Below are 20,870 nucleotides of genomic sequence, written 5' to 3' on the forward strand. Positions count from 1 at the left end.
CACCGCTACCGACCGGACGCGGTTAAACGGCGCGCTCCGGCGACTCGCGCGCGAACGCCTCTCACGCCCCCGATACGACCTTCCCGCTCGCGTGCGATCTCTCGGCCATGACCGACGCGACGGGCCACCGCTTTCACACGGTGGACGTGTTCGCCCGCGGCGACGAGCGATTCACCGGCAACCAACTGGCGGTGTTCCACGACGCCGGCGACATCGACGCCGCCGACGCGCTCGCGCTCACCCGCGAGACGAACTTCTCGGAGTGCACGTTCGTCGCCGGGATGACGGACGGCGGGTACGACGTCTGCATCTTCGACCCCGCCGAGGAGATCCCGTTCGCCGGCCACCCGACCCTCGGCACCGCTGCGGTCCTGCGGGAGCTGGTCGGCGGCGATTCCGGCGTCGCCGACGGCGACGCGGACGCTGCCGGCGACGGTCCTGCGACGGCCCGCGACGCCGACCGCGTGGACGAACTGACGCTGAACCTCGGCGTCGGTCCGATCGACGTGTGGGTCGAGCGCACCGACGAGGGGGCCGCCGGCGACAGCGACGACGGACGCGGAGAGTACTGGATGCGGCAGATTCCGCCCGATTTCGGGGAGACGGTCCCGGCGAGGGTCGCCGCGGCCGTGCTCGGGCTCGACGGCGACGACGTTGACGGCGAACACCCGGTGCAGGCCGTCTCGACCGGGCTGCCGACGCTCGTCGTCCCCCTCTCCTCGATCGGCGCCGTGGAGCGCGCCGCGACGACGGAGCCGGCTTACGGCGAGTTCATCGACGAGTACGGCGGGCACAACGTCCTCGCGTTCGCTCGCGGCGGCGTCGACGGCGGCGACCTCCACGCGCGGGTATTCGCGGACTGGGCCGGCGTGCCGGAGGACCCGGCGACCGGGTCGGCGGCCGGCTGTCTCGCCGGCTGGATGCTCGAACGCGACTACCTCGGAGGCGGCCCCATCGCGGCTACCGTCGAACAGGGGTACGAGATAGGGCGGCCCTCACGGCTCCGCCTGCGTGCCGAGCGCGACGCGGACGACGACCCGCGCGTCGAGGTCGGCGGCTCGGTCGTTCCGGTCGCCGAGGGTCGGGTCCTGTAGGGTCACACGCCCGGAACGAGCGCCGTCACCCCCAGCGTCTCCAGCACCATCCACGCGATGAAGACGCCATACAGTCCGAGCAGCGACACCGCCTCGGGACGGTCGAGTTCGAGGTTCGTGCGCGTGACGACGAGGAACCCGAGCGTCGCGACGGTGAGAAAGCCCATCATCGGAACCGCGGTCCCGAAGTCGACCTCGACGGCGCCGTCGGGGACCAAGAGCACGCCCACGGGGATGGCAACGAGCAGGTCGAAGGTGTTGCTCCCGAGGACGTTCGCGAGGCTCGTGGGCCCGCGACCGGCCTCCGCCGCGCGTACCGACACGACCGTGTCCGGCAGGCTCGTCCCCGCGGCGACGACGGTGAGCCCCCAAACGGTCGACGGGACACCGAGGGCGGTCTCCAGCGAGAGCGCCGCCTGCACAAGCGCCTCGACGCCGACGAGGATCGCGACGAGCGAGCCCACGAGCAGCAGCCACTGACGGGCGGGGGTCACATCGTCGACGACGGGGGCCTCGAAGTCGGAGACATCCTGCGACTGGATGAAGAGGTACACCGCATACAGCGCGAGCGGGATCAGCGCCAGCGGTCGCGTGAGCGTCGACGTGAGCCCGTTGGTGACGGGCTGTGGCGCGTAGATCACCCCCAGCGAGAACGTGAGCAGCAGTACGGCGACCGCGAGCATGTAGAACTGCGTCTCCTTGTACACCACGTCGCGGTCTGCCCGGAGCCCGCGCCCCCGCAGCGCGCTCCAGCCGGGGATCACGAGGATGTTGAACACCGCCGATCCGACGATCGCGCCGACGCCCAGGTCGAAGTTCCCGTGCAGCAACACCGCCAACACGACGCTCGTCAGCTCCGGGAACGACGAGCCGACGGCGGCGATGACGGCCCCCTGCACGACCGCGGGGAGTCCGTAGTGGGCGCCGAGGCGTTCGCTCGCGGATTCGAGGCGACCGCCGCCGACCCAGACGACGGCGGTGCCGACGACGGCGAGCGCGACCGCAGAAAGCAGCGAGACCATATCTCAGACCGGACCCCCGACGTGAAAAATCGAACCGGTACGAGACGATCATCGTCGGTCGGCCGTCAGCCGAACGCGAGGCCTACGCGATGTCGCGGGAGGTGTCGATGGCCACCTGCTCTTCCAGCTTCAGTTTCACCGTCTCGTCGAGCGCGCGACCGCCGCGGAACTTCGGGACGGCGAGCTTGTTGACCACGTCGCTGCCCCGCACCTGCGTGTCGAGATCCCACACGACATCGGCGACGTGTTCGGTCATCGCGCGATTGCGCGGCTCGTCGTCGCGCTTCATCGCGTGAAGGAAGGCGACGCTCTCCGTGTTGACCATCGCCGTCTGGAGTTCGGTGAGGAAGCGCCGGTATCGCGAGCGGTCCGTCCGCTCGAGCGGGTCGACCACGTCGACGATGAGGTTCGCGTTCTCGGGGAGCGCGCTGACGAGGCGGTTGGCCGCGTCCAGCGGTGCGTCGCCGCCGATGTCCCGGACCGTGGGCGTTCCCACCCGCGATTTCGTCCGGTCGATCGCGTCCGTGACCGCCTGGTCGGAACGCAGGGTCGTGAGGTACAGCGTCCCTCGCGCGGCCGTGAGCTCGTACAACAACAGCTCCGACTGGCTCGCCGGCTCCGCCGAGAACAAGACGATGCTCCCGGCCGGGATCCCGCCGTCGAACCGGCGGTCGAGCACGTCGATCCCGGTCGGGAGGCGATCCTGCATGCGTCCGAACAACAACCCGTTGGATGATAATCGTTTCTCACGGGCCGGGTGAGGAGTTGTCCGCCGACTCCGACACCCACAGCGTCTCCGCCGCGCGTTCGTACGCCGCGGCGACTCGCTCGCTCGCAAGTGGACCGCCAGTCACGGCGTCTTCGCGCGTCTCGCGCGCGATGCGAGCCACGACCGGGCAACCGAGGAGGTCGGTGAGGCCCGGTGGGACGGCCGCCGCCCTCGTCACGACTGCACCGACGACGGGCGTCCCCAGACGGCGTGCGACGGCGGCGGTCTTGGCGGCGTCGCGGAGCGCGGCCACGCACGGTTCGGTCACAAGCAGCGCGCCGTCCGCGACGCGAAGCGGCGCGACCGCGTCCGGGGCGGCTCCCGCGGGACAGTCGACCAGTACGCTCGCCCCCCGCGGCGCGTCGGCGGCGATCGCTCGAAGCGTCCCACGGAGGTCGTGCTCGCGGGAGTCGGTCGGCGCCGGGAGGACCCGGACCCCCCTGGCTTCGCCGTCGGGAACCGTCGCTGCAAGCGGCGATCGTCCCTCCGATCGATCGGGGTACGCGACCCGCCGCTCCCCGCCGGCCAGGGCGCCCAAATCCGGCAGGTCCCAGTCGGCGTCGACCGCGATCGCCGCCGTTCCGGCCGCTCCGAGCGCGCGAGCCACTCCGAGCGTCGTCGTCGTCTTTCCCGTGCCGCCCTTCCCGCCGGTGACCGCGAGCATGGACCGGCTGGGTCGCGATCGGATTTCAACCCTCGCGGCGCCGAAGCGAGCGGCTGTCGACTCGCTCGGTCACCGTCGAAAACTGGGTCGGCAGCGCGCGAGCGACGCCGCGGTTCAGTCGTGGCAGCAGCCGCCGGCCTCGCCGCCGAAGTCGACGATCAGCTCGTCTGAGATTGCCTCGTTCAGCGTTTCGAGTCGACGCTGGAGTTCGTCCTGCGCCTCGACGTACTCCTGCATTACCGGCAGCGAGTGCAGATCCTGCTGGGCGGACTGCACCTTCTCCATCGTCTCTTGGTCGGCCTTCCCGGCCTGGCGGGCCATCGCGAACTCCTGACGGAGCTGCTCGAACTCGGCGATCCGCGCTTGTGCCTCGTCGTCGTCTTGCACGGCCGCCTTCGCCTCCTCGAACCGGCGATACTCGGCGGTATCGGCGATAGCCGCACCCAGCTCCGTCGCGAGGGCTTCGACGGAGTCGTCGGTCGCGGCCGCCTCGGGCGCGTCGGTCTCGATGCTCATGAGTCGCCTTGGAATCGGTCGCTGTTAAGCCCCGCGGCTGGGGAACCGTGGGGAACTGCGGCGGTGTGCGCGCGCCGGCGAGAGCTACGTCGCGACCGCGTAGCCGGCGGCCGCGACCGTGACGACGACGACGAACGCCGTCCAGTTGCGGGGGGTGTCGAACGAGCCGTACGGTCCCCCCTTTCGGGTGAACAGGTACGCGAAGTAGACGGCCAGCGGGGCGACCCTCACGGGTGTCGACACCGGGACGCCCGCCAGCAGGTCCAGCACGACCGTCAGCCCGACCGCCCCCAACGCCGCCGCCGCGGCGACGAGGAGGTCCTCGCGCGCGTCGCTGAGATCCATCTACCGAGTGATGTGTGAACCGAAAGTAATCGATGTCGGTTCGGTCCGAACGCGGCGAGCGTCTCCCGCGCGGTCGCGTCGGTCGAGCGTTACTCCTCGGCGCCCTCGAGCTCCTCGACGAGCTCGTCGGCGTCGACATCGACATCGTCCATGTCCACGTCGTCGAGGGCGTCCTCGACGTCGCCGCCGCCCATACCGCCCATGCCGCCCATCATGCCGCCCATGCCGCCCATCATGCCGCCGGAGCCGTCGATGACCTCCTCGACGACGACGCGGTCGAGGTCGAGGCGCCCCATGATATCCTGTGCGATCTGCTGCTTCGAGAACATCCACTGCTGGTTCATCTGCATCATCGGCGTGGCCTCGATGTACAGCGAGCGCTTGTCGACCTCCTGCAGCTCGGTCTCTTTCTCGACCTCGCCGGTCTCCTCGTCTTCGTGGGCCTCGACGGTGATCTCCTCTTCGACGGTCTCCGATTCGATGCGGACCTCGGGGGTCTCCTGGAGGTACATGCCGATGAGGCCGGCTGCCTTCTCCTCGTCGTCCTCGACGAGTTCGAGGATCTCGTAGTCGTACTCGAGGTCGTCGCCGGCCAGCGGGTGGTTGAAGTCGACGCGCGAGCGCCCGCCGATGACCGTCTCGACGTAGCCCTGTTCGCCGTCGATGGTGACCTGCGCGCCGGGGTAGCGGTCGTCCTCCGGGATCTTCTCGGCGCTCACGGTGCGCACGTCGTCGGGGTCGAACTCGCCGAACGCCTCCTCGGAGGGGACGGTGACGACGTTCGTGTCGCCGACGTGCTTGCCGACGAGGTCCTCGTCGACGGTGCCGAACACGTGGCCCTCGCCGACGACGATGATGCGCGGGGAGAAGTCGTACTCGTCGTCGTCAATGCCCGCCTCTTCGGCGACCTCCTTGCGGGTCGTGTCGACGACGCGGCCCTCGTCCTCGTCCTCGCCGGACACGGTGCGGACGGTGTAGTCCAGGCGGACGAAGTCCCCGTTCTGGATCCCGTCGTCGGACTCCTCGGATTCGACCGCGTCCTCGCTCGCCTCATCGCCGGCGTCGGCGGCGTCTGCCGCCTCGGCCTGCTCTTCTTCGCTCATATGCGCATCGTCGCTCGTGCGCTTCTTAACAGTCACGTTTCGGTCGAGCGGCCCAACTCCCCGACGACGATGGGATCCGCCGACGATCCGCCAGAGGGCGGACACCCGGCCGCGACACGCCCAGCCCCGACACGCTCGGCTTCGAGACACTCGGACGCGCCACCCTTTTGCTCGGTCACCCCGACCGCCGTCGCATGTACGAAGTGGAGGTGAAGGTCCGCGCCGACCACGACGCCGTCCGAGATCGGCTCGCAGACAGTGCCGCGACGCTCGCGCGGCGAGTGCGGCAGGTGGACACGTACTACGACGCGCCCCACCGCGACTTCGCCGAGACGGACGAAGCGCTCCGGATCCGCCATGAAACGGTCGGCGGCGGGGGCGACGGGCGCGGCGGGAGTCGCGCCATCGACGCCGGTACCGGTACGGGCACCGACGCCGGCACCGGTACCGGCGACACCGAGACGAAGATCACCTACAAGGGACCGCTCGTCGAGGCCGAGTCGAAGACGCGCGAGGAGTTCGAGACGGCAGTCGCCGACGCCGACGCCGTAGCGGGGATCCTGGACGGGCTCGGCTTCTCGCCCGCGGCGACCGTCGAGAAGTACCGGGAGTTCTTCGAACTCGACGGCTACACCGTCACGCTCGACGACGTGGCCGGCGTCGGCGAGTTCGTCGAGGTCGAGCGCGAGGCCGTCGAGGCGGAGATAGAATCCGCCCGCGACGGCGCGTACGCGGTCGTCCGCGAGTTGGGTCTCGATCCGGACGACCAGATCCGCACGTCGTACCTCGGGCTGCTGCTCCAATCGCAAGATCTGCCAAACGATACCTCAGAGTAATTCGGCGCGAGAAAACTCTTTCCGCAAGTTATACTGCGACCCGATTCCTCCCACCGTCTAATGAGGAACATTCAGGTCTCTGAACTCGACCGGAAGGCGGTTGAAGACCAAGCGGTAGAGATCGTCGAGCGAAAGGGGATCGGCCACCCAGACACCATCTGCGACGGGATCGCCGAGGCGGTCTCGCGCGGCCTCTCGCAGTTGTATCTCGACCGCGTCGGCAAGGTGCTCCACTACAACACCGACGAGACGCAGTTGGTCGCCGGCACTGCCGCGCCCGCCTACGGCGGCGGCGAGGTGGTCGACCCGATCTACGTGCTCATCGTCGGCCGTGCGACGAAGCAGTACGAGACCGAAGACGGGCGGGAGTTGACGCTGCCCGTCGGCCGCGTCGCGCTCGAATCCGCCCGCGAGTACCTCCGCGAGACCATCCCCGAACTGGCGGTCGGCACCGACATCATCGTCGACGTGAAACTCGGCGAGGGGTCGGGCGACCTCCAAGATGTCTTCGGCGAGGACGGCGCGCAGGTGCCGATGGCGAACGACACCTCCTTCGGCGTCGGCCACGCACCGCTGACCGAGACCGAGCGGATCGTCCGGGAGGCCGAGCGCGCGCTCAACGGGCCGTACCACGACGACCACCCCGAGCTCGGCCCCGACGTGAAGATCATGGGCAAGCGCGAGGGCGACCAGATCGACATCACGGTCGCGGCGGCGATGGTCGACGCGTACGTCGACGACATCGACGAGTACCGCGAGGCGACCAAGCGCGTCGAGGCGTACGTCGCCGACCTCGCCGAAGGGTACACCGACCGCGAGGTGAACGTCGCCGTCAACACCGCCGACGACCTGGAGGCGGGGTCGATCTACCTGACGACGACCGGCACCTCCGCCGAGCAGGGCGACGACGGCTCCGTCGGCCGCGGCAACCGCGCGAACGGGCTGATCACGCCGAACCGGCCGATGAGCATGGAGGCGACCTCCGGCAAGAACCCCGTCAACCACATCGGAAAGATCTACAACCTCCTCTCGACGGACATCGCGGAGGCCGTCGTCACGGAGATGGACGGCATCCGCGATCTACAGGTTCGCCTGCTCTCGCAGATCGGCCGCCCCATCGACGAGCCTCACGTCGCCGACGCGCAGGTCATCACCGAGGACGGCGTCGCCGTCGCCGACATCGAGGAGGAGGCGACCGCGATCATCGACGAGCGGCTCGCCAACGTCACCGACGTGACCCGGCGCGTCATCGAGGGCGAACTCTCGACGTTCTGAGGGGCGGCGTCGCTCGCGCTGCGTCTGCAGTAGCTGACACCCACCGACCGCCGTCGCGCGCGGCGGTGTCGCCGGGAATTTCGCTCCCCGCCGCGCGGTCATCGTCAGACCACGCGGTTGCTGGTGCCGTCTTCCGATACAAAGGTTCGCGAAGGGGACCTCGAACGTCGCGACCTCAGCCGTCGGCGAGTTCGCGCGAGAGGTACGTCGCGATGTCTGTGTCCGCCGACTCGACGAACCGGGCGACTTCGTCGCCTTCGGCGTCGAAGACGATCACTGTCGGGATGTACTCGACGCCGTACTCGTCCATGCCCGGCCCCCGCTTTTCGCCGTCGACCTTCTCCACCGGGAACTGTTCGATCCGGTCGCCGGGGACGCCCGCGGCGTCGAGCGCGGCGGCGAACCCCGGGAGCTGCTGGGTGCAGTCCGGACACCAGTCGCCGCCCCACACCTTGTACCGCAGGCCGTCGGCGCCGAGCGCCGCGGCCGCGTCCGGGTCGATGTCGGCGGCTGCGTCCGGGTTCATCGTCGAAAGCGTCGTGCTCATGGTCGAAGGTGGGTCGCACGGCCGCTTAAGCGCGACGCCGCCGGCAGATCCGGCGTGCGGCCGACACATCGGCGCTGCGTTCGTGCGCGGCGACCGCCCGATGGCTTGCCGCTGACTCGGGAGCATTTAGGCGTCACGCGAGTAGCGTGGGCATGGACGATTCGGTACTCGACACCGTCGGCTCGCCGCTGGTCAGGGTCGATTCGCCGCCCGGCGCGACCGTCGCCGCGAAGCTGGAGTCGCGCAACCCCGGCGGCTCCGCGAAGGACCGCCCCGCGCTGCGGATGATCGAGCGCGCGGAGGCCGACGGAACGCTGGAGCCGGACGACACGATCGTGGAGCCGACCTCGGGCAACACCGGCATCGGCATCGCGATGGTCGGCGCCGCAAAGGGGTACGACGTGACCGTCGTGATGCCCGCCTCCAAGAGCGAGGAGCGGCGACAGATCATGGCCGCCTACGGCGCCAACCTGGAGCTCGTCGACGGCGGTATCGACGCCGCGAAGGACCGCGCCGACGAATTGGAGGCCGAGGGAATGGTCCAGCTCCGGCAGTTCGAGAACGGCGCCAACCCCGAGGCGCACTACGAGACCACCGGCGTCGAAATCGTGGAGCAACTCGACGGGCGCGAGCCGGACGCGCTCGTCGCCGGCGTCGGCACCGGCGGGACGGTCTCGGGCATCGGCCGCCGCCTCCGGGAGGAGTTCCCCGGGATGGACATGGTCGCCGTCGAGCCCGAGGACTCGGCGGTGCTGTCGGGCCGAGAGCCCGAGAGCGACTCCTTCCAGGGGATGGGTCCGGGGTTCGTCAGCCCGAACCTGGACACCGACCTGCTCGACGGCGTGCTCACCGTCGGACTCGACGAGGCGGAGACGGAGTGCCGACGGCTCGCCCGCGAGGAGGGAATCCTCGTCGGGCAGTCTTCCGGCGGCTCGAACGCCCGAGCCCGGGATGTGGCCGCGTCGTTCGCCGCCAGCGAGGACCCCGGGTACCACGACGTGGCGGTCGACGGGTGGGAGCCGCCGACGGACGACCGCGTCGGCGTCGCGGGCGACGACCCGCTGGTACTCACCGTGTTCTGGGACTCCGGCGAGCGCTACATGTCGACCGGGCTGTTCGACTGAGGTGGGCGGTGGCAGGGAGAGCCGCTCGCGATCAATGAGAGCCGCTCGCGATCAGCCCTCGAACTCCTCGCGCGTGACGCGCACGCCGACCGTCTCGTCCACGTCGCGCAGGTCGTACGCGGGCAACTCGGCGTCGTCACTGCGCGCGAGGTACATCGGCTCGACGAGTCGGCCCTCCTCGAGACCGTACAGCTTCAGGAACCGGTCGGTCTCCTCGCGCCGGACGGCGTCGTTACGGACGGCGGTCGCGAGGTCCCGCGAGAGCCACTCCTCGCGGGTGATCGACGGCTCCTCGATCAGCACCTCGTCGACGAAGCGGACGAGGTACCAGTTGAGATCGTTGCACAGCGACACCGCGGCACCGAGGCTGACGGTGTCGAGCGCAAGCGAATTCTCGAAGGGAGACCGGAGGTCGTACGTCGCGAGCGCCTCCCGCGCCGTCTCCCGCGAGAGCAGCTCGTAGCGGAGGTCGGCCTCGGGGTCGCCGATGAGACAGACCATGGTCATACGCCCGGGTCGCCGCCGCCGGGCAAAGCGGTTACGCTCCGGGCGCGTCGTCGCCCGCGGCCCACTCCAGCGCCGCGCGGAGGTCGTGGTTCGGCGGCGAGCAGGTGAAGTCCCGGCACGCGTATGCGGTGGGCGCGCTGTCGCGGGCGTCGCGGTCGCGCCAGATCGGCGGCACTTCCACGAGCCCAAGGTCGTCGATCCACGCCGAAACGCCCTCCGCGGTCGGTGGACGCGGAGCGAGCACGACGCCCGGGAGATAGCGGCTCGCGAGCGTGTCGCGCCACTCTTGGGGGGGCTCGTCACAGGCGAGGGTGAGCTCGAAGGGGCCGCTCTGCTCCCGCGCGGCTGCCAGCGCCAGCGTGACGTGCTCCAGCGGGGAGGCCGTCACGTCGCCGGCGTGGGTCGCGAGCGCGTCGCGCGCGACGTCCGCAAACCCCTCAGCGGGAGCGAACAGGTCGAGGTCGAGCAGGAGCCGCGTCGCCACCCCGAGGCTGGAGGGCGTCGAGGCGTCGGTCGGCTCCTGGGGACGAACGACGAGGTCCTCGGCGTCGTTCGGGGTCGAGTAGATAGTGCCGTCGTCTGCGTCGTAGAACGCGTCGGCGACCGTCCGACCGAGATCCAACGCGAACCCGAGGTGGTCCGGGTCACCCGTGACGCCGTACAGGTCGAGGGCGGCCCGTCCGAGGTACGCGTAGTCCTCGAGGTAGCCGTTGCCCTTCACCTCGCCCTCGCCGACGGCGTCGCCGTCGCGCTCGATGTAGCGCCGACTGAGCCGGTCGCCGTCCCAGAGGTGCTCGCGCACGAACGCCAGCGCCTCGGCGCCCCGCTCGGCGAGGCCGGCGTCGAGCGTGCGCGCGCCGGCCGCGAACGCCGAGATCGCGAGCCCGTTCCACCCCGCGAGCACCTTCTCGTCTCGGGGCGGGCGCTCCCGGGTCGACTCGCGGTAGTCGAACAGCGCTGTCCGCGCGCGCAGCACCCGCTCGTGTGCCGACTCGACCGAGAGGCCGTACGCGTCCGCGAGGTCGTCGACGGAGGCGGCGCGGGTGAGCACGGTCGTCCCGCGCTCGAAGTTGCCGCCCGACTCGACCCCGAAGCGGTCGCACACCAACTCCACGTCGTCGGCCTCGAACTCGTGGTCAGCGGCCTCGAGGGCCTCCGCGACCGAGTCGGGCGTCCACACGTAGAACTCGCCTTCCCCCTCGCCCGAGTCGGCGTCGAGCGTGCCGTAGAAGCCGCCATGCGGGTGGCCGAGCTCGCGGTCGAGGAACGCGAGCGTCTCCCGGGCGACGGTCGCGTACTTCGGGCGGCCGAGCAGGCGGTGGGCATCGAGGTAGACGCGCGCCAACTCGGCGTTGTCGTACAGCATCTTCTCGAAGTGCGGCACCACCCACTCGCGGTCGGTACAGTAGCGGTGGAAGCCGCCGCCGACCTGGTCGTAGAGTCCGCCCTCGGCCATCGCGTCGAGCGTCTCGACGGCGACGTTCAGCGGCTCCTCGCGGCCGCTTCGCGCGTACGCTTGCATGAGGAGGTCGATTCGCCCGACCTGCGGGAACTTCGGTCCCTGTCGGCCGAAGCCGCCGTGCTCGCGGTCGGCGCTGCGAAGCGCCGCGGTGACGGCGTCCGAGAGCACGTCCGCCTCGGGCGGGCCGGCGTCGGCTGCGGCGCCGTCGTCGGCGACACCGCCGGCCGCCCCGTCGTCGCCGGGCGCGCCCGCGTCGTCCCCGCCGGTCGACTCCAACTCGTCGCGGGCGGCGGCCGTCCACTGCTCGGCGCGCGCCTCCATGTCGGAGCGTTGCTCCGGGTCGTTCCACGAGTCCGCGATGTTGCGACACACCTCCAGGAAGCCGGGCATCCCCTGGCGGCCGTCGCGCGGGAAGTACGTCCCGACGTAGAACGGCTTGCCCTCGGGAGTGAGCCACGCGGAGAGCGGCCAGCCGCCGCGACCGTTGACGAGCTGGTTCACGGTCTGGTACACCCGGTCGATGTCGGGGCGCTCCTCGCGGTCGACCTTCACCGGAACGAACGCGTCGTTGAGCACGTCCGCGACAGCCTCGTCCTCGAACGACTCCTCTTCCATGACGTGACACCAGTGGCACGCGGCGTAGCCCACCGACAAGAAGACGGGTACGTCGCGCTCGCGGGCCGCAGCGAGCGCGTCGTCGTCCCACGGCTGCCAGTTGACCGGATTGTCCGCGTGTTGGCGCAGGTACGGGCTGGCCTCCTCCACCAGCCGGTTTCGCGCCGTCGGATCGCTCATTGCCGGTCGGTCGGCGGCGGGAGGGAAAAGCGGGGCGGCCGCGGGTCGTCGCGGACCGCGGGCGGGTCCGTGCCGCGGCGGCTGAACCATGAACGTGCACAACAATCGGCTCTCAGAGGGTAAGGTTTACACGCCCGTGCAGTATCGAATCGACTATGACCGAGACAGTGCTTCTCGTCGGCGGCGGCGGGCGCGAGCACGCCATCGCCCGCGCGGTCGCCGCGGACGCCTCGCTGTACGCCTGCGCGAGCAATTGCAACCCCGGAATCGCGTCGCTGTCTGACGGCTTCGAGCAGGTGGGCGAGCGCGACGCCGACGCGATCGTCGACTACGCCGAGCGGGTCGACGCCGACCTCGCGGTCATCGGCCCGGAGTCGGCGCTGGAGGCGGGCGTGGCGGACGCCCTCGACGACGCCGGCGTGTACACGTTCGGTCCCCGCGCCGAGGAGGCGCGCATCGAGACCGACAAGGCGTTCCAGCGGCGGTTCATGGCCGACCACGACATCCCCGGCAACCCCGACTTCGAGACGTTCGACTCCGCGGCGGCGGCCGCCGAATACGTCGAGGCGTACGACGGCGACGTGGCCGTGAAGCCGGTCGGCCTCACCGGCGGCAAGGGCGTCCGGGTCACTGGCGATCAGTTGACGACCGAGGCGGCGGTCGACTACATCCTCGACGCCGAGTGGAACGAGTGGGTGATCGAGGAGCGGCTCGTCGGCGAGGAGTTCACCGTCCAAGCGTTCGTCGCGGACGGCGAGGTCCGCACCACGCCCGCGATCCAGGACCACAAGCGCGCCTACGAGGGCGACGAGGGCCCCAACACCGGCGGCATGGGGAGCTACTCCGACACCGATGTGACACTCCCGTTCATGACCGACGCCGACTACGAGGCCGCCGTCGGGGTCATTGAGGCGGTCGTCGACGCCCTCCCCGACTACAAGGGCGTCCTGTACGGCCAGTTCATGCTCGGCGCCGACGGCCCGAAGGTGGTGGAGTTCAACGCCCGCTTCGGTGACCCCGAGGCGATGAACACGCTGCCGGCGCTGGAGACGCCGTTCCTCGACGTGCTCACCGCCGCCCGCGACGGCGGCTCTCTCCCCGAACTGCAGTTCTCCGGCGAGGCGACCGTCTGCAAGTACGCCGTGCCAGCGGGCTACCCGGTCGAGCCGGACGCGGGCGCGCGGATCGAGGTGGACGAGTCGAGCGTCGGCGAGGCGCTGCTGTTCTACGCGAGCGTCGATCAGCGCGATGACGGCCTGTTCACGACCACGTCGCGCTCGTTCGCGGTCGTCGGGCGTGGCGATTCCATCGCCGACGCGGAGGCGGACGCGGAGTCAGCGCTGTCGGCGGTCGACGAGGGCTTCCACGTGCGCCACGACATCGGCACCACCGAGTTGGTGCAGTCGCGAATCGACCACATGACGCGGTTGCGCGGCGAGTAGCCCGGCTATCCGTGCGCCGCCAACCCGGTGGGCGCGTCTGCAGACGCGCTCCGGAGGCGCGTCGCTGACGGATGAGGATAGCGAACACGTGACGCGATCGCGGTCGGATCGGACCCCCGCGTCACGGTTTCGCGACGGGGTCCGAGGCGTGAGTCACCGCACGGCGGTCGTGGTCCCGTCATCGGTGAAGAACGCTCGCCAGGCGGTGGTCCCGTTCACACACCGCCGAGGGTTCGGTTGGAACGCACGAGATTGATAATCGGTGGCCCCGAGGCTCACCCTGTGACCACAGACGACGAGGGTGGGGGCGGGGAGGCCGACGCCGGCCGCGATGGCAGCGGGCCCGACGGCCATCCCGCTCGGTACGACCGCGTTGAGCGTCACCCGACGCCGGATAGACGTAACTCTCTGCGCTACTGGACGGACGCGAAGTCCCCACTGACGGTCGCGCTCAACTACCTCGCCGTCTGGCTGATCCGGGTCTCGCCGAGCCTCCGGCTGAAGAGTTGGCTCCTCCGTCGGCTCGGCACGACCGTCGGCTCGGGCGTCTCCTGGGGGTTGGAGGCGACACCGGACGTGTTCTGGCCCGAGCGGATCGCCCTCGGCGACGACGTGATCGTCGGCTACGATTCGGTACTGCTGTGTCACGAGTTCCTGCAGGACGAGTATCGCCTCGGCGACGTGGTGGTCGGCGACCGGGCGATGCTCGGCGCGAAGGTGACGGTGCTCCCGGGCGTCCACATCGGCGCGGACGCGCAGGTGGCCGCGAACTCCCTCGTCGCCGACGACGTGCCGCCGGGGACGACGGTCGCGGGCGTCCCGGCGGAGCCGATCGAGCGCGACGGCGAGGGAGGCGAAGATGAGGACGAAAATGAAGATGGAAACGAAGACGAAGGCGATGACGACGGCGGCGTGAACTGACGTGCCGACCGGGCGGTGCTACTCGCGGATCCGCACGACGCCCTCGGTGAACGCCCGCCGGTTCGGCACGACGTACTCGGCGCCGTCGCTCTCGACGTGCGTGACGAATACGTTCACCTCCTGCACGACGCCGTCGGTGTCGCCGATGCGGACGCGGTCGCCGATGCTGTACGGCTGCTCGAGCAGGAGGTAGAAGCCGGCGGCGCCCGACGCGAGCAGGTCGCGGAAGGCGAGCCCGCCGAACAGCACGAGCGCAAAGCCGTACGTGCCCAGGAAGACGACTAAGGCGGCAGTGTCGACGCCGATCTGCCCGAGCGCGACGAGGACGGCGATGAACACCACCGACCACTTCGCGATCGACGGGACGACCCCGGTCTGCGGGAGCTTCACGCCGCGCAGGCGGTCGTCGATCAGGAGCTCGACCTTGTCGCCGACGACGAGGCCGACGATGAGCACGAGGATGGCGAGAAACAGCGAGGGGAGGAAGCCAGCGGTTCGGTTCCAGAAGGTGGAGATGTATTCCACCCGGGCGATCGTCAGCGCGACGATGACGCTGAGGATGAAGATGAAATAGCCCGAGAGGTTCGCGATGAGCGATATCGTCGAGGTGCCGAACTCGCGGGCGGTCCGCTCGAATGCCGTCCCCTCGATCGTCTCGGGAACGCCCGCGCCCACCAGGATCCGGCGGTTCACCCGCACGACGAGGTAGCCGAGCAACGCACCGAGCACGAGCACGCCCAGCGCCAGCCACAGGCGCGCCGGGAGATTGGTCAGCGCCGCTCGGAGCGTGTCGTCGACCCACTGCAGCGGCGGGTGGGGCGTCAGCGTCGAGGCGACGGCCAGAGCGGTCGACGGCGCGCGCTCGGCGGTCGGCGTGAGACTGGGGTCGATCATGCGTCAGTACTCCTCCGGGTCGAGTTCGAGGACGAGCCGTCCGCCCTTGAACGCACGGACGAGCCCGTCCGACTCCGAGAGCACGATCGCGATGGCGTTCGTGTCCCGCGTAATCGCGCCGCCGGCCATGTGGCGCGCGCCCAGGCCCTTCGGGATGTCGACGCCTTCCGCGCCCGGTTCGAGGTAGCGGTACGCCGAGACGATCTTCCCGGAGTCGCTGATGACGAACGCGCCGTCGAGCCGGGAGAACTCCTTGAGCATCACGTTCACGATGGGGTCGCCGACGTGGACGTGGCTCTTCTCGAAGGGGTTGTAGCTCAGCGGTCGGGACTTGTTCATCACCTTGCCGGCGTCGCCGACGACGAACAGCGCGCCGACGGGCTTGCCCTTCTGCCCTTTCTTCCCGAGTTCGATCGCCACGTCGAACACGTCGCGGACGACGTTGGGGTCCGCGCGGGAGTTGGCGAACAGGTCGTAGATCCCCGAGTGCATCGACTCGGTGACCGGAGCTCGAACCACCCCGTCGATGGGGTCGTCGAACACGCCGACCGCGCACGCGACCACGTCGCCCTCGGCGCAGTAGCCGTGGTCCATCGCCCCCTCGATGCCGAAGCGGATCCGGTCGCGGACGTTGTCGAACTCCAGGGGGAGTTCGACGTACCGCTCGGCGTCGTGGTCGTTCTCGGGCGCGACGACGACGACGGGATCGTCGTCGATCTCGCGGTAGTCGTCGTACGTCGACCCGGTCGGCGAGAAGAGGAACACCCCGTCGACATCCGCGACGAGGTCGGAAAGGAGGTCGGCCGAGGCAGTCATAGTGTAAACGTTTCGGGGCGCGTTCATATCGGTTTCGGCGCCGTCATGCGGTCGTCTTGCGTTCGGGTCGGTGCCGCGGTAAACGCGATATCGGCTGCTTCCCGCTGGCACTATGTCTACGCGATGTCCTGCCCGGTAAGCTGGACGCTCCAGTTCTCGGGAACGGTGAGGTCAACGGTTCCCAGCCGCCAGCGCTCGCTCCCGCCCGGGTCGACCCGATCCCCGGTATCGGACTGCACGTCGGCGTTCTCCTCGCTGTCGACGACTGTCGGCCGAACGACCAACCGGGTCGGCGTCGAGACCATCGACAGCGGGAACTCGTCGTCCGACCTGAAGTCGTATCGCCGCAGCATCGACCGCGGGAGCGACGCGCCTGCGCACTTCAGCACGTCCGCGTCGTCGGCGTCCGCGACGACGGCCGACAACAGCGCCTCGTAGCTCGCCGTCGGCGCCGATCCGTCGGCCGGAACCACATCGAGCACCGAGACCTTCCGCGGCCCGGTGGTATCGGACTCGCCACGGCCGCCGTGGGCGACCGCGACGAGCGCGGCGACCGGTGTACCGTGCTCGTCGTTGACGACGTAGGTCGTCGGGTCCCACCGTGGATTCGCGAGCCGCCAGCGGTACCAGCGGGGGTCGCGACGGACGTGGGTCGTCTCCGGAACGCCGGACCGGTATAGATCGACGAGTGTCTCCGTCGGTGTCGTCCTGTGCTGATCGACGGTCTACTCTCCGGGTGGGTCGGTGACCCCGCCGCTCAACGATGTGAGGCCGCGGACCACCGGTGCGGCGAGGTGTCCGAGTTCGGCCGCCGCCTTCCACCGTGGCTTCTCTGTCGACCGTGCAGCCGCGAGCCGAGAGAGGTCCTGCACCCGGTAGTGCGTCGAAAGGGTACCCACCTCGTGCCAGTCGAACGACTGGAGTCCGGGCAGGATCGCCGCCGAGGGGAAGTTGTAGTAGCAGTCCAGCGGCCCGTCTTCGTACTGGTCGAGCAGCCGTTCGGTCATCTCGGTGAACAGCCCGCGACGGCGGTGGTCGGCCAGTCGGCCGGCTGGAATGCCAGTGCCGACGCGTCGCCGGCGCGGAGGGGGACGGCAAGGCACGGCTCCGCACCCACGAGTTCCCCGTTGGCCTCGGCGACGACCATTGAGATCTCCTCGACGTACGGGTTCGCGGCGAATCGCCAGGCGAACCACTCCTCGCTCTTACCGGTTCCCCACACCACCTCGTAGAGGTCGAGGAAGGCCCCCCAATCCTCGGGACGGAACGGTCGAACCGTCCCCCGTCGCTGTGTGCATTGGTTGGACTCGTTCGGTGCTCCCGCGTCGTGCCAATTCGTTATGAACGCGCTTATGTGGGTCGATGCCCGCGCTCGCCTCGACCGATTCGTCGGTCCGACTTCGCACGTGGCGCTGTCAGTCCCAGCGTGAGTCAACCGTCCCGGTGGGTGTGAGCGAGCGGTGATGCCCCTTCTCGTTCGTCCTTCGAGGCGTGAACAACGCGAGCGCCTCGCCCTTCGCTCACGGGTCGCTCCGCTCCCCGTTCACCGACGGTGACGCTCACTTCGGGGGACCGGATTCGAACCCCGGTCGTTCCACTCACTCCGTTCGCTCCACTCCCTGCCTCGAATCCCCTCCGTGTCGATTCTCACGGCTCTCCCGTTCGGTCAAGCCGGAGAATGCGCGGGACCGGATTCGAACCGGCGGACCTCTACAGGACAGCGTCCTAAGCGCTGCGCCGTTGGCCTGGCTTGGCTACCCGCGCTCGCCACACAGTATCCCGAATCGCCGTAAGTAGCTGTCGGACCGAGGCGACACGATTTATCACCGCCGGCCCCGAACACTACATCGATGTACCGCGCCAGCGACGAGGTGGAGAACGAGGAGTGGCTCTCGCGGCTCCAGCGAGCCGCCGAGTCGCTGGAACTGTCCGCGGAGGCCCGGTCGAACGCGACCGACATGTTCCTCTCGGGCGTTCCCGAGGACGACCGATCGAAGCCTGCGATGGCCGCGGCCGCGCTGTACGCCGGCGCGCTCATCGCGGGCGACGAGCGGCCCCAGACCGCCGTCGCGGAGGCGATGGACGTGACCCGCCTCTCGGTCCAACAACACTGGAAGGACGTCCTCGAGGACGCCGGGTTCCGGCCGCCGTCTTGGTGACGCGACGACCCCTATCCGGCCGCCGATCGCGCGGTCCGCCCTCGACTGTCCGGGAGGTTACTCTGTGAGCAGCCGATATGCGAGCAGGGTCAGCCCGGTGAACCCGACCAGTTGACCGAAAATAAACAGCGCGCCGCCGACGTACGCGAGTTCGCTGTCCGGGTCGCGGCCGGCGAGGCGGATCGCCTGATACCCGACCAGCAGCGCCCCGCCGCCGCCGAGAATCAGTTGGGTAGCCCGCGAGCGCCTCGCCAGCCAGTCGACCGAGGCGTCGCCGGCGGCCATCCCGGGCTCACTCCGCGTCCGGAGGGGCGGTTCCGCGACCCTCCCGCTCGGGCGTGCGGTTGCCGTGCCGGTCAATCTCGCCGCGGACGATCCGCGTCGAGGAGATGCGGTCGCCGTCCTCGGCCGGCACGTGGTCGACGACCTCGATCCGGAGGCTCGGCAGCCCCTTCTGCTCGCGGATCTCGTTGACGCGTTCGCCCCCCGACTGCGTCTCTGGAGAGACGATCAGCGCGTCGAAGCTGGGCTCGACGGCGATCCCCGTCGGCTCCGTGAGCTCGCGGATCTCGTACTCGCGGTCGTGTTCGTCCGCGAGCGGTGCCAGTTCTGCCTCGAGGTCGCGCTTGCGCTCGGCGAACGGGCGGACGTACCGGTCCGTGTGGCGTGTCTCCGGGGCCAGCTCGTCGGCGGTGAGCCCGACGGTGAGGTCCCCGAGTTCGAACGCGCGCTCGAACAGCGCGCGGTGGCCGTCGTGGACCGGATCGAATGTCCCGCCCAGCGCGACGTTCATGCTCGCTGGTAGACGCCCCGACACCTAAAAGCGACGTTACTCCATATCGCGTTCGGTCTCGACGGAGATGCGAACCGGCTCGGCGGCCGCGTCCGCCGACGCTGCGTCCCCCGCCAGCCGCGAATCGAGCGTGAACACCGCGTTCAGTTGGTCTTGCACCTGGCCGACGACGCCCTCCACGAGCGCCGCGGGCTCGATAGCCTCGTACTCGTAGGGGTTGTTGCCAGCGCCGGAGGACTCGCGTTTCGTCCGGGTGACCGTCTCTTCGTCGTGGAGTTCCGCGAGCGCCTCGCGCACGGTGCTTGGGTACAGACCGGTCTCGTCGGCGACCTCCTCGCTCGTCGACCCGGGGTGTTCGCGAAGGAACACGTAGATCCGTGCGCGCGTTTCGGTGTCAAGTAGCCACGACAGCAGGTCCACGATGCGTTCGTCGAACTCCTCGGTGGCGCCCGCGGCGCCCGACTCCAGCCGCTGTGCGGCCGCTCGAAGTTCTTCTCTGGGGGCGTCCGACTCCGCGGCCTCGTCTGCCTCGCCGTCGTCTTCGGGGGCCTCGTCAGTCGCCATGTGTTCTCTTCTGCCGGTCAGAACTCCGCAGGGAAAACCCCGTCGCCGCGCGGGTTCTCGGGGTGAGTGGGCTCACATTCGCCCCGCCTACGCGTCGATCTCGTCGATCAGCAGATCGCGGCACAGCGCGTCGACCCCGTCACGCTCGCGGACGCGCCGCTGTCGCGACGCCCCCGACTCGCGGTCGAGAAGGTACCGCAGTCCCTCGACCTCGAGCCGGTCGCACTCGCGGTCGACGACGGTCGGCAGGTCGACCTGCGAGTCCCCGTCGCGGTCGATGAACGACGCGTCGCGGCCGTGTCTGATCGCGCGCCACTTGTTCTCGTCGAGGAGTTCCCGCCGAAGGCCGCCGCCCGGACCGGTCGTCGGCGCCGCCTCGTCCTCGTACCGTTCGGCGAGGTCGACGACGAGCGCGTGGACGAACTCCACGAACGCGCAGACGACATCCGGGTTCGACTGCGCGTCCGGCGTCCTGACCTCGACGGTGCCGTGGCCCGTGTGCGGCCGCACATCGAACCAGAGTTCGCCGCGGTCCTCGATGGAGCCGTGTTCCACCATCCGCTGCTCGTACGCGTCGAAGGCGGCGAAGTCCGCGAATCGGCTCGGCATCCCGGTGTTCGGCAGATTTTCGAACACCGTCGCCCGCGCGGAGGCCAGTCCGGTGTCGTAGCCGTTCCAGAACGGCGAGTTCGCCGACAGCGCGAGCAGCGGCGGGAGGTACCAGCGGACCTCGTTGGCGACCCACGTCGCCTTGTCCGCGTCGTCGACGCCGACGTGGACGTGCAGCCCCGCGGTCGTGTTCCGGTGTTGAGGGTACTGGATCCGGTCCAACTGCGAGCGATAGCGTGGCTTCTCGGCGTGGTCGAGTTCGCGCCAGACGGCGGCCGGGTGGAGTCCGGCACCGGCGATCTGCAGGTCGTACGACTCGGCGTGCTCGACGAGCGCCTCCCGGACCGCGAGGACGTGGTCGCGAACGGATCCGGGATTCTCGATGAGCGGTGTCTGTGTCTCGACGACGAACTTGAACAGCTCGTGGTCGATGCGTTCTGCGAGCGGCTCGGGCGGTTCCCGGTCGCCGTAGACGAGTTGGTCGCTGCCCGCGGTCGGTCGGCCGTCGCCGTCGACGACGTAGAACTCCTCCTCGACTCCAAGCGTGCCCATTCGCTCGAACGCCGCCGCCGAACCCGTGTCCATCGGCGACGGCTTCGGCGTGCGGGGGTAT

The 20,870-nt window shown here is 69.7% G+C and carries 25 protein-coding genes and 1 tRNA gene; 7 read left to right on the forward strand and 19 right to left on the reverse strand.

Features of this window, described 5'->3' with window-relative positions:
• Positions 1-107: 107 nt before the first annotated feature.
• Complete coding sequence (locus tag BUE16_RS10785; protein WP_073309488.1) at positions 108-1,094, forward strand: PhzF family phenazine biosynthesis protein; 987 nt, start codon at positions 108-110, stop codon at positions 1,092-1,094.
• 2 nt (positions 1,095-1,096) lie between these two features.
• Here the strand turns inward: BUE16_RS10785 and BUE16_RS10790 are convergent, their stop codons facing one another.
• The 6 genes from BUE16_RS10790 to BUE16_RS10815 all read right to left on the reverse strand — a co-directional run bounded on the left by BUE16_RS10790 (position 1,097) and on the right by BUE16_RS10815 (position 5,513).
• The gene (locus BUE16_RS10790) at positions 1,097-2,116 is read right to left on the reverse strand and encodes a sodium:calcium antiporter (RefSeq protein ID WP_073309490.1); all 1,020 of its coding nucleotides are present in this window, start codon (positions 2,114-2,116) and stop codon (positions 1,097-1,099) included.
• 82 nt (positions 2,117-2,198) lie between these two features.
• Positions 2,199-2,825, reverse strand: a complete 627-nt coding sequence (locus tag BUE16_RS10795; RefSeq protein ID WP_073309493.1) for an RAD55 family ATPase — start codon at positions 2,823-2,825, stop codon at positions 2,199-2,201.
• 37 nt (positions 2,826-2,862) lie between these two features.
• Complete coding sequence (locus BUE16_RS10800) at positions 2,863-3,549, reverse strand: MinD/ParA family ATP-binding protein (RefSeq protein WP_073309495.1); 687 nt, start codon at positions 3,547-3,549, stop codon at positions 2,863-2,865.
• Between the two features lie 114 nt (positions 3,550-3,663).
• Positions 3,664-4,065, reverse strand: coding sequence for a YlbF family regulator (locus tag BUE16_RS10805; RefSeq protein ID WP_073309497.1), 402 nt, complete (start codon positions 4,063-4,065; stop codon positions 3,664-3,666).
• Positions 4,066-4,149: 84 nt separating this feature from the next.
• Complete coding sequence (locus BUE16_RS10810; RefSeq protein ID WP_073309499.1) at positions 4,150-4,410, reverse strand: hypothetical protein; 261 nt, start codon at positions 4,408-4,410, stop codon at positions 4,150-4,152.
• An 89-nt stretch (positions 4,411-4,499) separates the two neighbouring features.
• Positions 4,500-5,513, reverse strand: a complete 1,014-nt coding sequence (locus BUE16_RS10815) for an FKBP-type peptidyl-prolyl cis-trans isomerase (RefSeq protein WP_073309502.1) — start codon at positions 5,511-5,513, stop codon at positions 4,500-4,502.
• Positions 5,514-5,707: 194 nt separating this feature from the next.
• Between BUE16_RS10815 and cyaB the strand changes: the two genes are divergently transcribed.
• Positions 5,708-6,349, forward strand: coding sequence for a class IV adenylate cyclase (gene cyaB, locus BUE16_RS10820; protein ID WP_073309504.1), 642 nt, complete (start codon positions 5,708-5,710; stop codon positions 6,347-6,349).
• A gap of 60 nt (positions 6,350-6,409) precedes the next feature.
• Entirely contained in the window at positions 6,410-7,624 is a 1,215-nt protein-coding gene (locus BUE16_RS10825; RefSeq protein ID WP_073309506.1) for a methionine adenosyltransferase, read from the forward strand.
• Between the two features lie 175 nt (positions 7,625-7,799).
• Here the strand turns inward: BUE16_RS10825 and BUE16_RS10830 are convergent, their stop codons facing one another.
• A complete protein-coding gene (locus tag BUE16_RS10830) occupies positions 7,800-8,171 on the reverse strand; it encodes a TlpA family protein disulfide reductase (protein ID WP_073309508.1) in 372 nt (123 codons plus the stop codon).
• Between the two features lie 152 nt (positions 8,172-8,323).
• On the opposite strand from BUE16_RS10830, the gene BUE16_RS10835 reads away from it, so the two are divergent.
• The gene (locus BUE16_RS10835; protein WP_073309510.1) at positions 8,324-9,295 is read left to right on the forward strand and encodes a PLP-dependent cysteine synthase family protein; all 972 of its coding nucleotides are present in this window, start codon (positions 8,324-8,326) and stop codon (positions 9,293-9,295) included.
• 51 nt (positions 9,296-9,346) lie between these two features.
• On the opposite strand, the gene BUE16_RS10840 is transcribed toward BUE16_RS10835, so the two are convergent.
• Positions 9,347-9,802 carry a DUF5804 family protein gene (locus BUE16_RS10840; protein ID WP_073309512.1) on the reverse strand — a complete coding sequence of 152 codons (456 nt, stop codon included), beginning with the start codon at positions 9,800-9,802 and terminating at the stop codon, positions 9,347-9,349.
• 31 nt (positions 9,803-9,833) lie between these two features.
• Entirely contained in the window at positions 9,834-12,059 is a 2,226-nt protein-coding gene (locus BUE16_RS10845; RefSeq protein ID WP_073309514.1) for a thioredoxin domain-containing protein, read from the reverse strand.
• Between the two features lie 155 nt (positions 12,060-12,214).
• Here BUE16_RS10845 and purD point away from each other — a divergent pair, with 155 nt between their 5' ends.
• Both purD and BUE16_RS10855 read left to right on the forward strand, forming a co-directional pair.
• Positions 12,215-13,501, forward strand: coding sequence for a phosphoribosylamine--glycine ligase (gene purD, locus BUE16_RS10850; RefSeq protein WP_073309516.1), 1,287 nt, complete (start codon positions 12,215-12,217; stop codon positions 13,499-13,501).
• A gap of 282 nt (positions 13,502-13,783) precedes the next feature.
• The gene (locus BUE16_RS10855; protein WP_073309517.1) at positions 13,784-14,422 is read left to right on the forward strand and encodes an acyltransferase; all 639 of its coding nucleotides are present in this window, start codon (positions 13,784-13,786) and stop codon (positions 14,420-14,422) included.
• Positions 14,423-14,440: 18 nt separating this feature from the next.
• Here BUE16_RS10855 and BUE16_RS10860 read toward each other — a convergent pair whose 3' ends face one another.
• The 6 genes from BUE16_RS10860 to BUE16_RS10885 all read right to left on the reverse strand — a co-directional run bounded on the left by BUE16_RS10860 (position 14,441) and on the right by BUE16_RS10885 (position 17,896).
• Positions 14,441-15,316: a mechanosensitive ion channel family protein gene (locus tag BUE16_RS10860; RefSeq protein ID WP_079991607.1), complete on the reverse strand. Its 876-nt coding sequence runs from the start codon at positions 15,314-15,316 to the stop codon at positions 14,441-14,443.
• Between the two features lie 3 nt (positions 15,317-15,319).
• Positions 15,320-16,132, reverse strand: a complete 813-nt coding sequence (gene dacZ, locus BUE16_RS10865) for a diadenylate cyclase DacZ (protein WP_073309519.1) — start codon at positions 16,130-16,132, stop codon at positions 15,320-15,322.
• A gap of 116 nt (positions 16,133-16,248) precedes the next feature.
• Complete coding sequence (locus tag BUE16_RS10870; protein WP_143165413.1) at positions 16,249-16,605, reverse strand: hypothetical protein; 357 nt, start codon at positions 16,603-16,605, stop codon at positions 16,249-16,251.
• Positions 16,606-16,857: 252 nt separating this feature from the next.
• Positions 16,858-17,139 carry a hypothetical protein gene (locus tag BUE16_RS10875; RefSeq protein WP_073309523.1) on the reverse strand — a complete coding sequence of 94 codons (282 nt, stop codon included), beginning with the start codon at positions 17,137-17,139 and terminating at the stop codon, positions 16,858-16,860.
• Complete coding sequence (locus BUE16_RS17370) at positions 17,136-17,567, reverse strand: GNAT family N-acetyltransferase (protein ID WP_073309525.1); 432 nt, start codon at positions 17,565-17,567, stop codon at positions 17,136-17,138. The genes BUE16_RS10875 and BUE16_RS17370 overlap by 4 nt, the downstream gene beginning before the upstream one ends.
• Before the next feature lie 244 nt (positions 17,568-17,811).
• Positions 17,812-17,896: transfer RNA gene (locus tag BUE16_RS10885), tRNA-Leu, on the reverse strand.
• Positions 17,897-17,982: 86 nt separating this feature from the next.
• On the opposite strand from BUE16_RS10885, the gene BUE16_RS10890 reads away from it, so the two are divergent.
• Positions 17,983-18,291: a cyclin gene (locus BUE16_RS10890; RefSeq protein ID WP_073309527.1), complete on the forward strand. Its 309-nt coding sequence runs from the start codon at positions 17,983-17,985 to the stop codon at positions 18,289-18,291.
• 57 nt (positions 18,292-18,348) lie between these two features.
• Here the strand turns inward: BUE16_RS10890 and BUE16_RS10895 are convergent, their stop codons facing one another.
• From BUE16_RS10895 to BUE16_RS10910, 4 genes are all read right to left on the reverse strand, one after another.
• On the reverse strand, positions 18,349-18,576 hold the full coding sequence (locus BUE16_RS10895; protein ID WP_073309530.1) for a hypothetical protein: 228 nt from the start codon (positions 18,574-18,576) through the stop codon (positions 18,349-18,351).
• 7 nt (positions 18,577-18,583) lie between these two features.
• On the reverse strand, positions 18,584-19,084 hold the full coding sequence (locus BUE16_RS10900) for a phosphopantetheine adenylyltransferase (RefSeq protein ID WP_073309532.1): 501 nt from the start codon (positions 19,082-19,084) through the stop codon (positions 18,584-18,586).
• Between the two features lie 36 nt (positions 19,085-19,120).
• Positions 19,121-19,648 (reverse strand): winged helix-turn-helix domain-containing protein, encoded by a 528-nt coding sequence (locus BUE16_RS10905; RefSeq protein WP_073309534.1) that lies wholly within the window; start codon positions 19,646-19,648, stop codon positions 19,121-19,123.
• Between the two features lie 87 nt (positions 19,649-19,735).
• Positions 19,736-20,842 carry a glutamate--cysteine ligase gene (locus BUE16_RS10910; protein ID WP_073309537.1) on the reverse strand — a complete coding sequence of 369 codons (1,107 nt, stop codon included), beginning with the start codon at positions 20,840-20,842 and terminating at the stop codon, positions 19,736-19,738.
• Positions 20,843-20,870: the final 28 nt, after the last annotated feature.

The sequence above is a fragment of the Halobaculum gomorrense genome (assembly GCF_900129775.1).
In the GTDB taxonomy this organism is placed as follows: domain Archaea; phylum Halobacteriota; class Halobacteria; order Halobacteriales; family Haloferacaceae; genus Halobaculum; species Halobaculum gomorrense.

Excerpts from the sequence above, each read along its gene's own strand:
- BUE16_RS10900 (WP_073309532.1), bottom strand. The coding sequence starts at position 19,084 with ATGAACGTCGCGCTGGGCGGGACATTCGATCCGGTCCACGACGGCCAC.
- BUE16_RS10895 (WP_073309530.1), bottom strand. The coding sequence starts at position 18,576 with ATGGCCGCCGGCGACGCCTCGGTCGACTGGCTGGCGAGGCGCTCGCGG.
- dacZ (WP_073309519.1), bottom strand. The coding sequence starts at position 16,132 with ATGACTGCCTCGGCCGACCTCCTTTCCGACCTCGTCGCGGATGTCGAC.
- BUE16_RS10910 (WP_073309537.1), bottom strand. The coding sequence starts at position 20,842 with ATGGACACGGGTTCGGCGGCGGCGTTCGAGCGAATGGGCACGCTTGGA.
- BUE16_RS10830 (WP_073309508.1), bottom strand. The coding sequence starts at position 8,171 with ATGAGCACGACGCTTTCGACGATGAACCCGGACGCAGCCGCCGACATC.
- BUE16_RS10905 (WP_073309534.1), bottom strand. The coding sequence starts at position 19,648 with ATGGCGACTGACGAGGCCCCCGAAGACGACGGCGAGGCAGACGAGGCC.
- BUE16_RS10845 (WP_073309514.1), bottom strand. The coding sequence starts at position 12,059 with ATGAGCGATCCGACGGCGCGAAACCGGCTGGTGGAGGAGGCCAGCCCG.
- BUE16_RS10815 (WP_073309502.1), bottom strand. The coding sequence starts at position 5,513 with ATGAGCGAAGAAGAGCAGGCCGAGGCGGCAGACGCCGCCGACGCCGGC.
- BUE16_RS10890 (WP_073309527.1), top strand. The coding sequence starts at position 17,983 with ATGTACCGCGCCAGCGACGAGGTGGAGAACGAGGAGTGGCTCTCGCGG.
- BUE16_RS10810 (WP_073309499.1), bottom strand. The coding sequence starts at position 4,410 with ATGGATCTCAGCGACGCGCGCGAGGACCTCCTCGTCGCCGCGGCGGCG.
- BUE16_RS10825 (WP_073309506.1), top strand. The coding sequence starts at position 6,410 with ATGAGGAACATTCAGGTCTCTGAACTCGACCGGAAGGCGGTTGAAGAC.
- BUE16_RS10785 (WP_073309488.1), top strand. The coding sequence starts at position 108 with ATGACCGACGCGACGGGCCACCGCTTTCACACGGTGGACGTGTTCGCC.
- BUE16_RS10790 (WP_073309490.1), bottom strand. The coding sequence starts at position 2,116 with ATGGTCTCGCTGCTTTCTGCGGTCGCGCTCGCCGTCGTCGGCACCGCC.
- BUE16_RS10800 (WP_073309495.1), bottom strand. The coding sequence starts at position 3,549 with ATGCTCGCGGTCACCGGCGGGAAGGGCGGCACGGGAAAGACGACGACG.
- cyaB (WP_073309504.1), top strand. The coding sequence starts at position 5,708 with ATGTACGAAGTGGAGGTGAAGGTCCGCGCCGACCACGACGCCGTCCGA.
- BUE16_RS10795 (WP_073309493.1), bottom strand. The coding sequence starts at position 2,825 with ATGCAGGATCGCCTCCCGACCGGGATCGACGTGCTCGACCGCCGGTTC.
- BUE16_RS10860 (WP_079991607.1), bottom strand. The coding sequence starts at position 15,316 with ATGATCGACCCCAGTCTCACGCCGACCGCCGAGCGCGCGCCGTCGACC.
- purD (WP_073309516.1), top strand. The coding sequence starts at position 12,215 with ATGACCGAGACAGTGCTTCTCGTCGGCGGCGGCGGGCGCGAGCACGCC.
- BUE16_RS10835 (WP_073309510.1), top strand. The coding sequence starts at position 8,324 with ATGGACGATTCGGTACTCGACACCGTCGGCTCGCCGCTGGTCAGGGTC.
- BUE16_RS10805 (WP_073309497.1), bottom strand. The coding sequence starts at position 4,065 with ATGAGCATCGAGACCGACGCGCCCGAGGCGGCCGCGACCGACGACTCC.
- BUE16_RS10840 (WP_073309512.1), bottom strand. The coding sequence starts at position 9,802 with ATGACCATGGTCTGTCTCATCGGCGACCCCGAGGCCGACCTCCGCTAC.
- BUE16_RS10875 (WP_073309523.1), bottom strand. The coding sequence starts at position 17,139 with ATGACCGAACGGCTGCTCGACCAGTACGAAGACGGGCCGCTGGACTGC.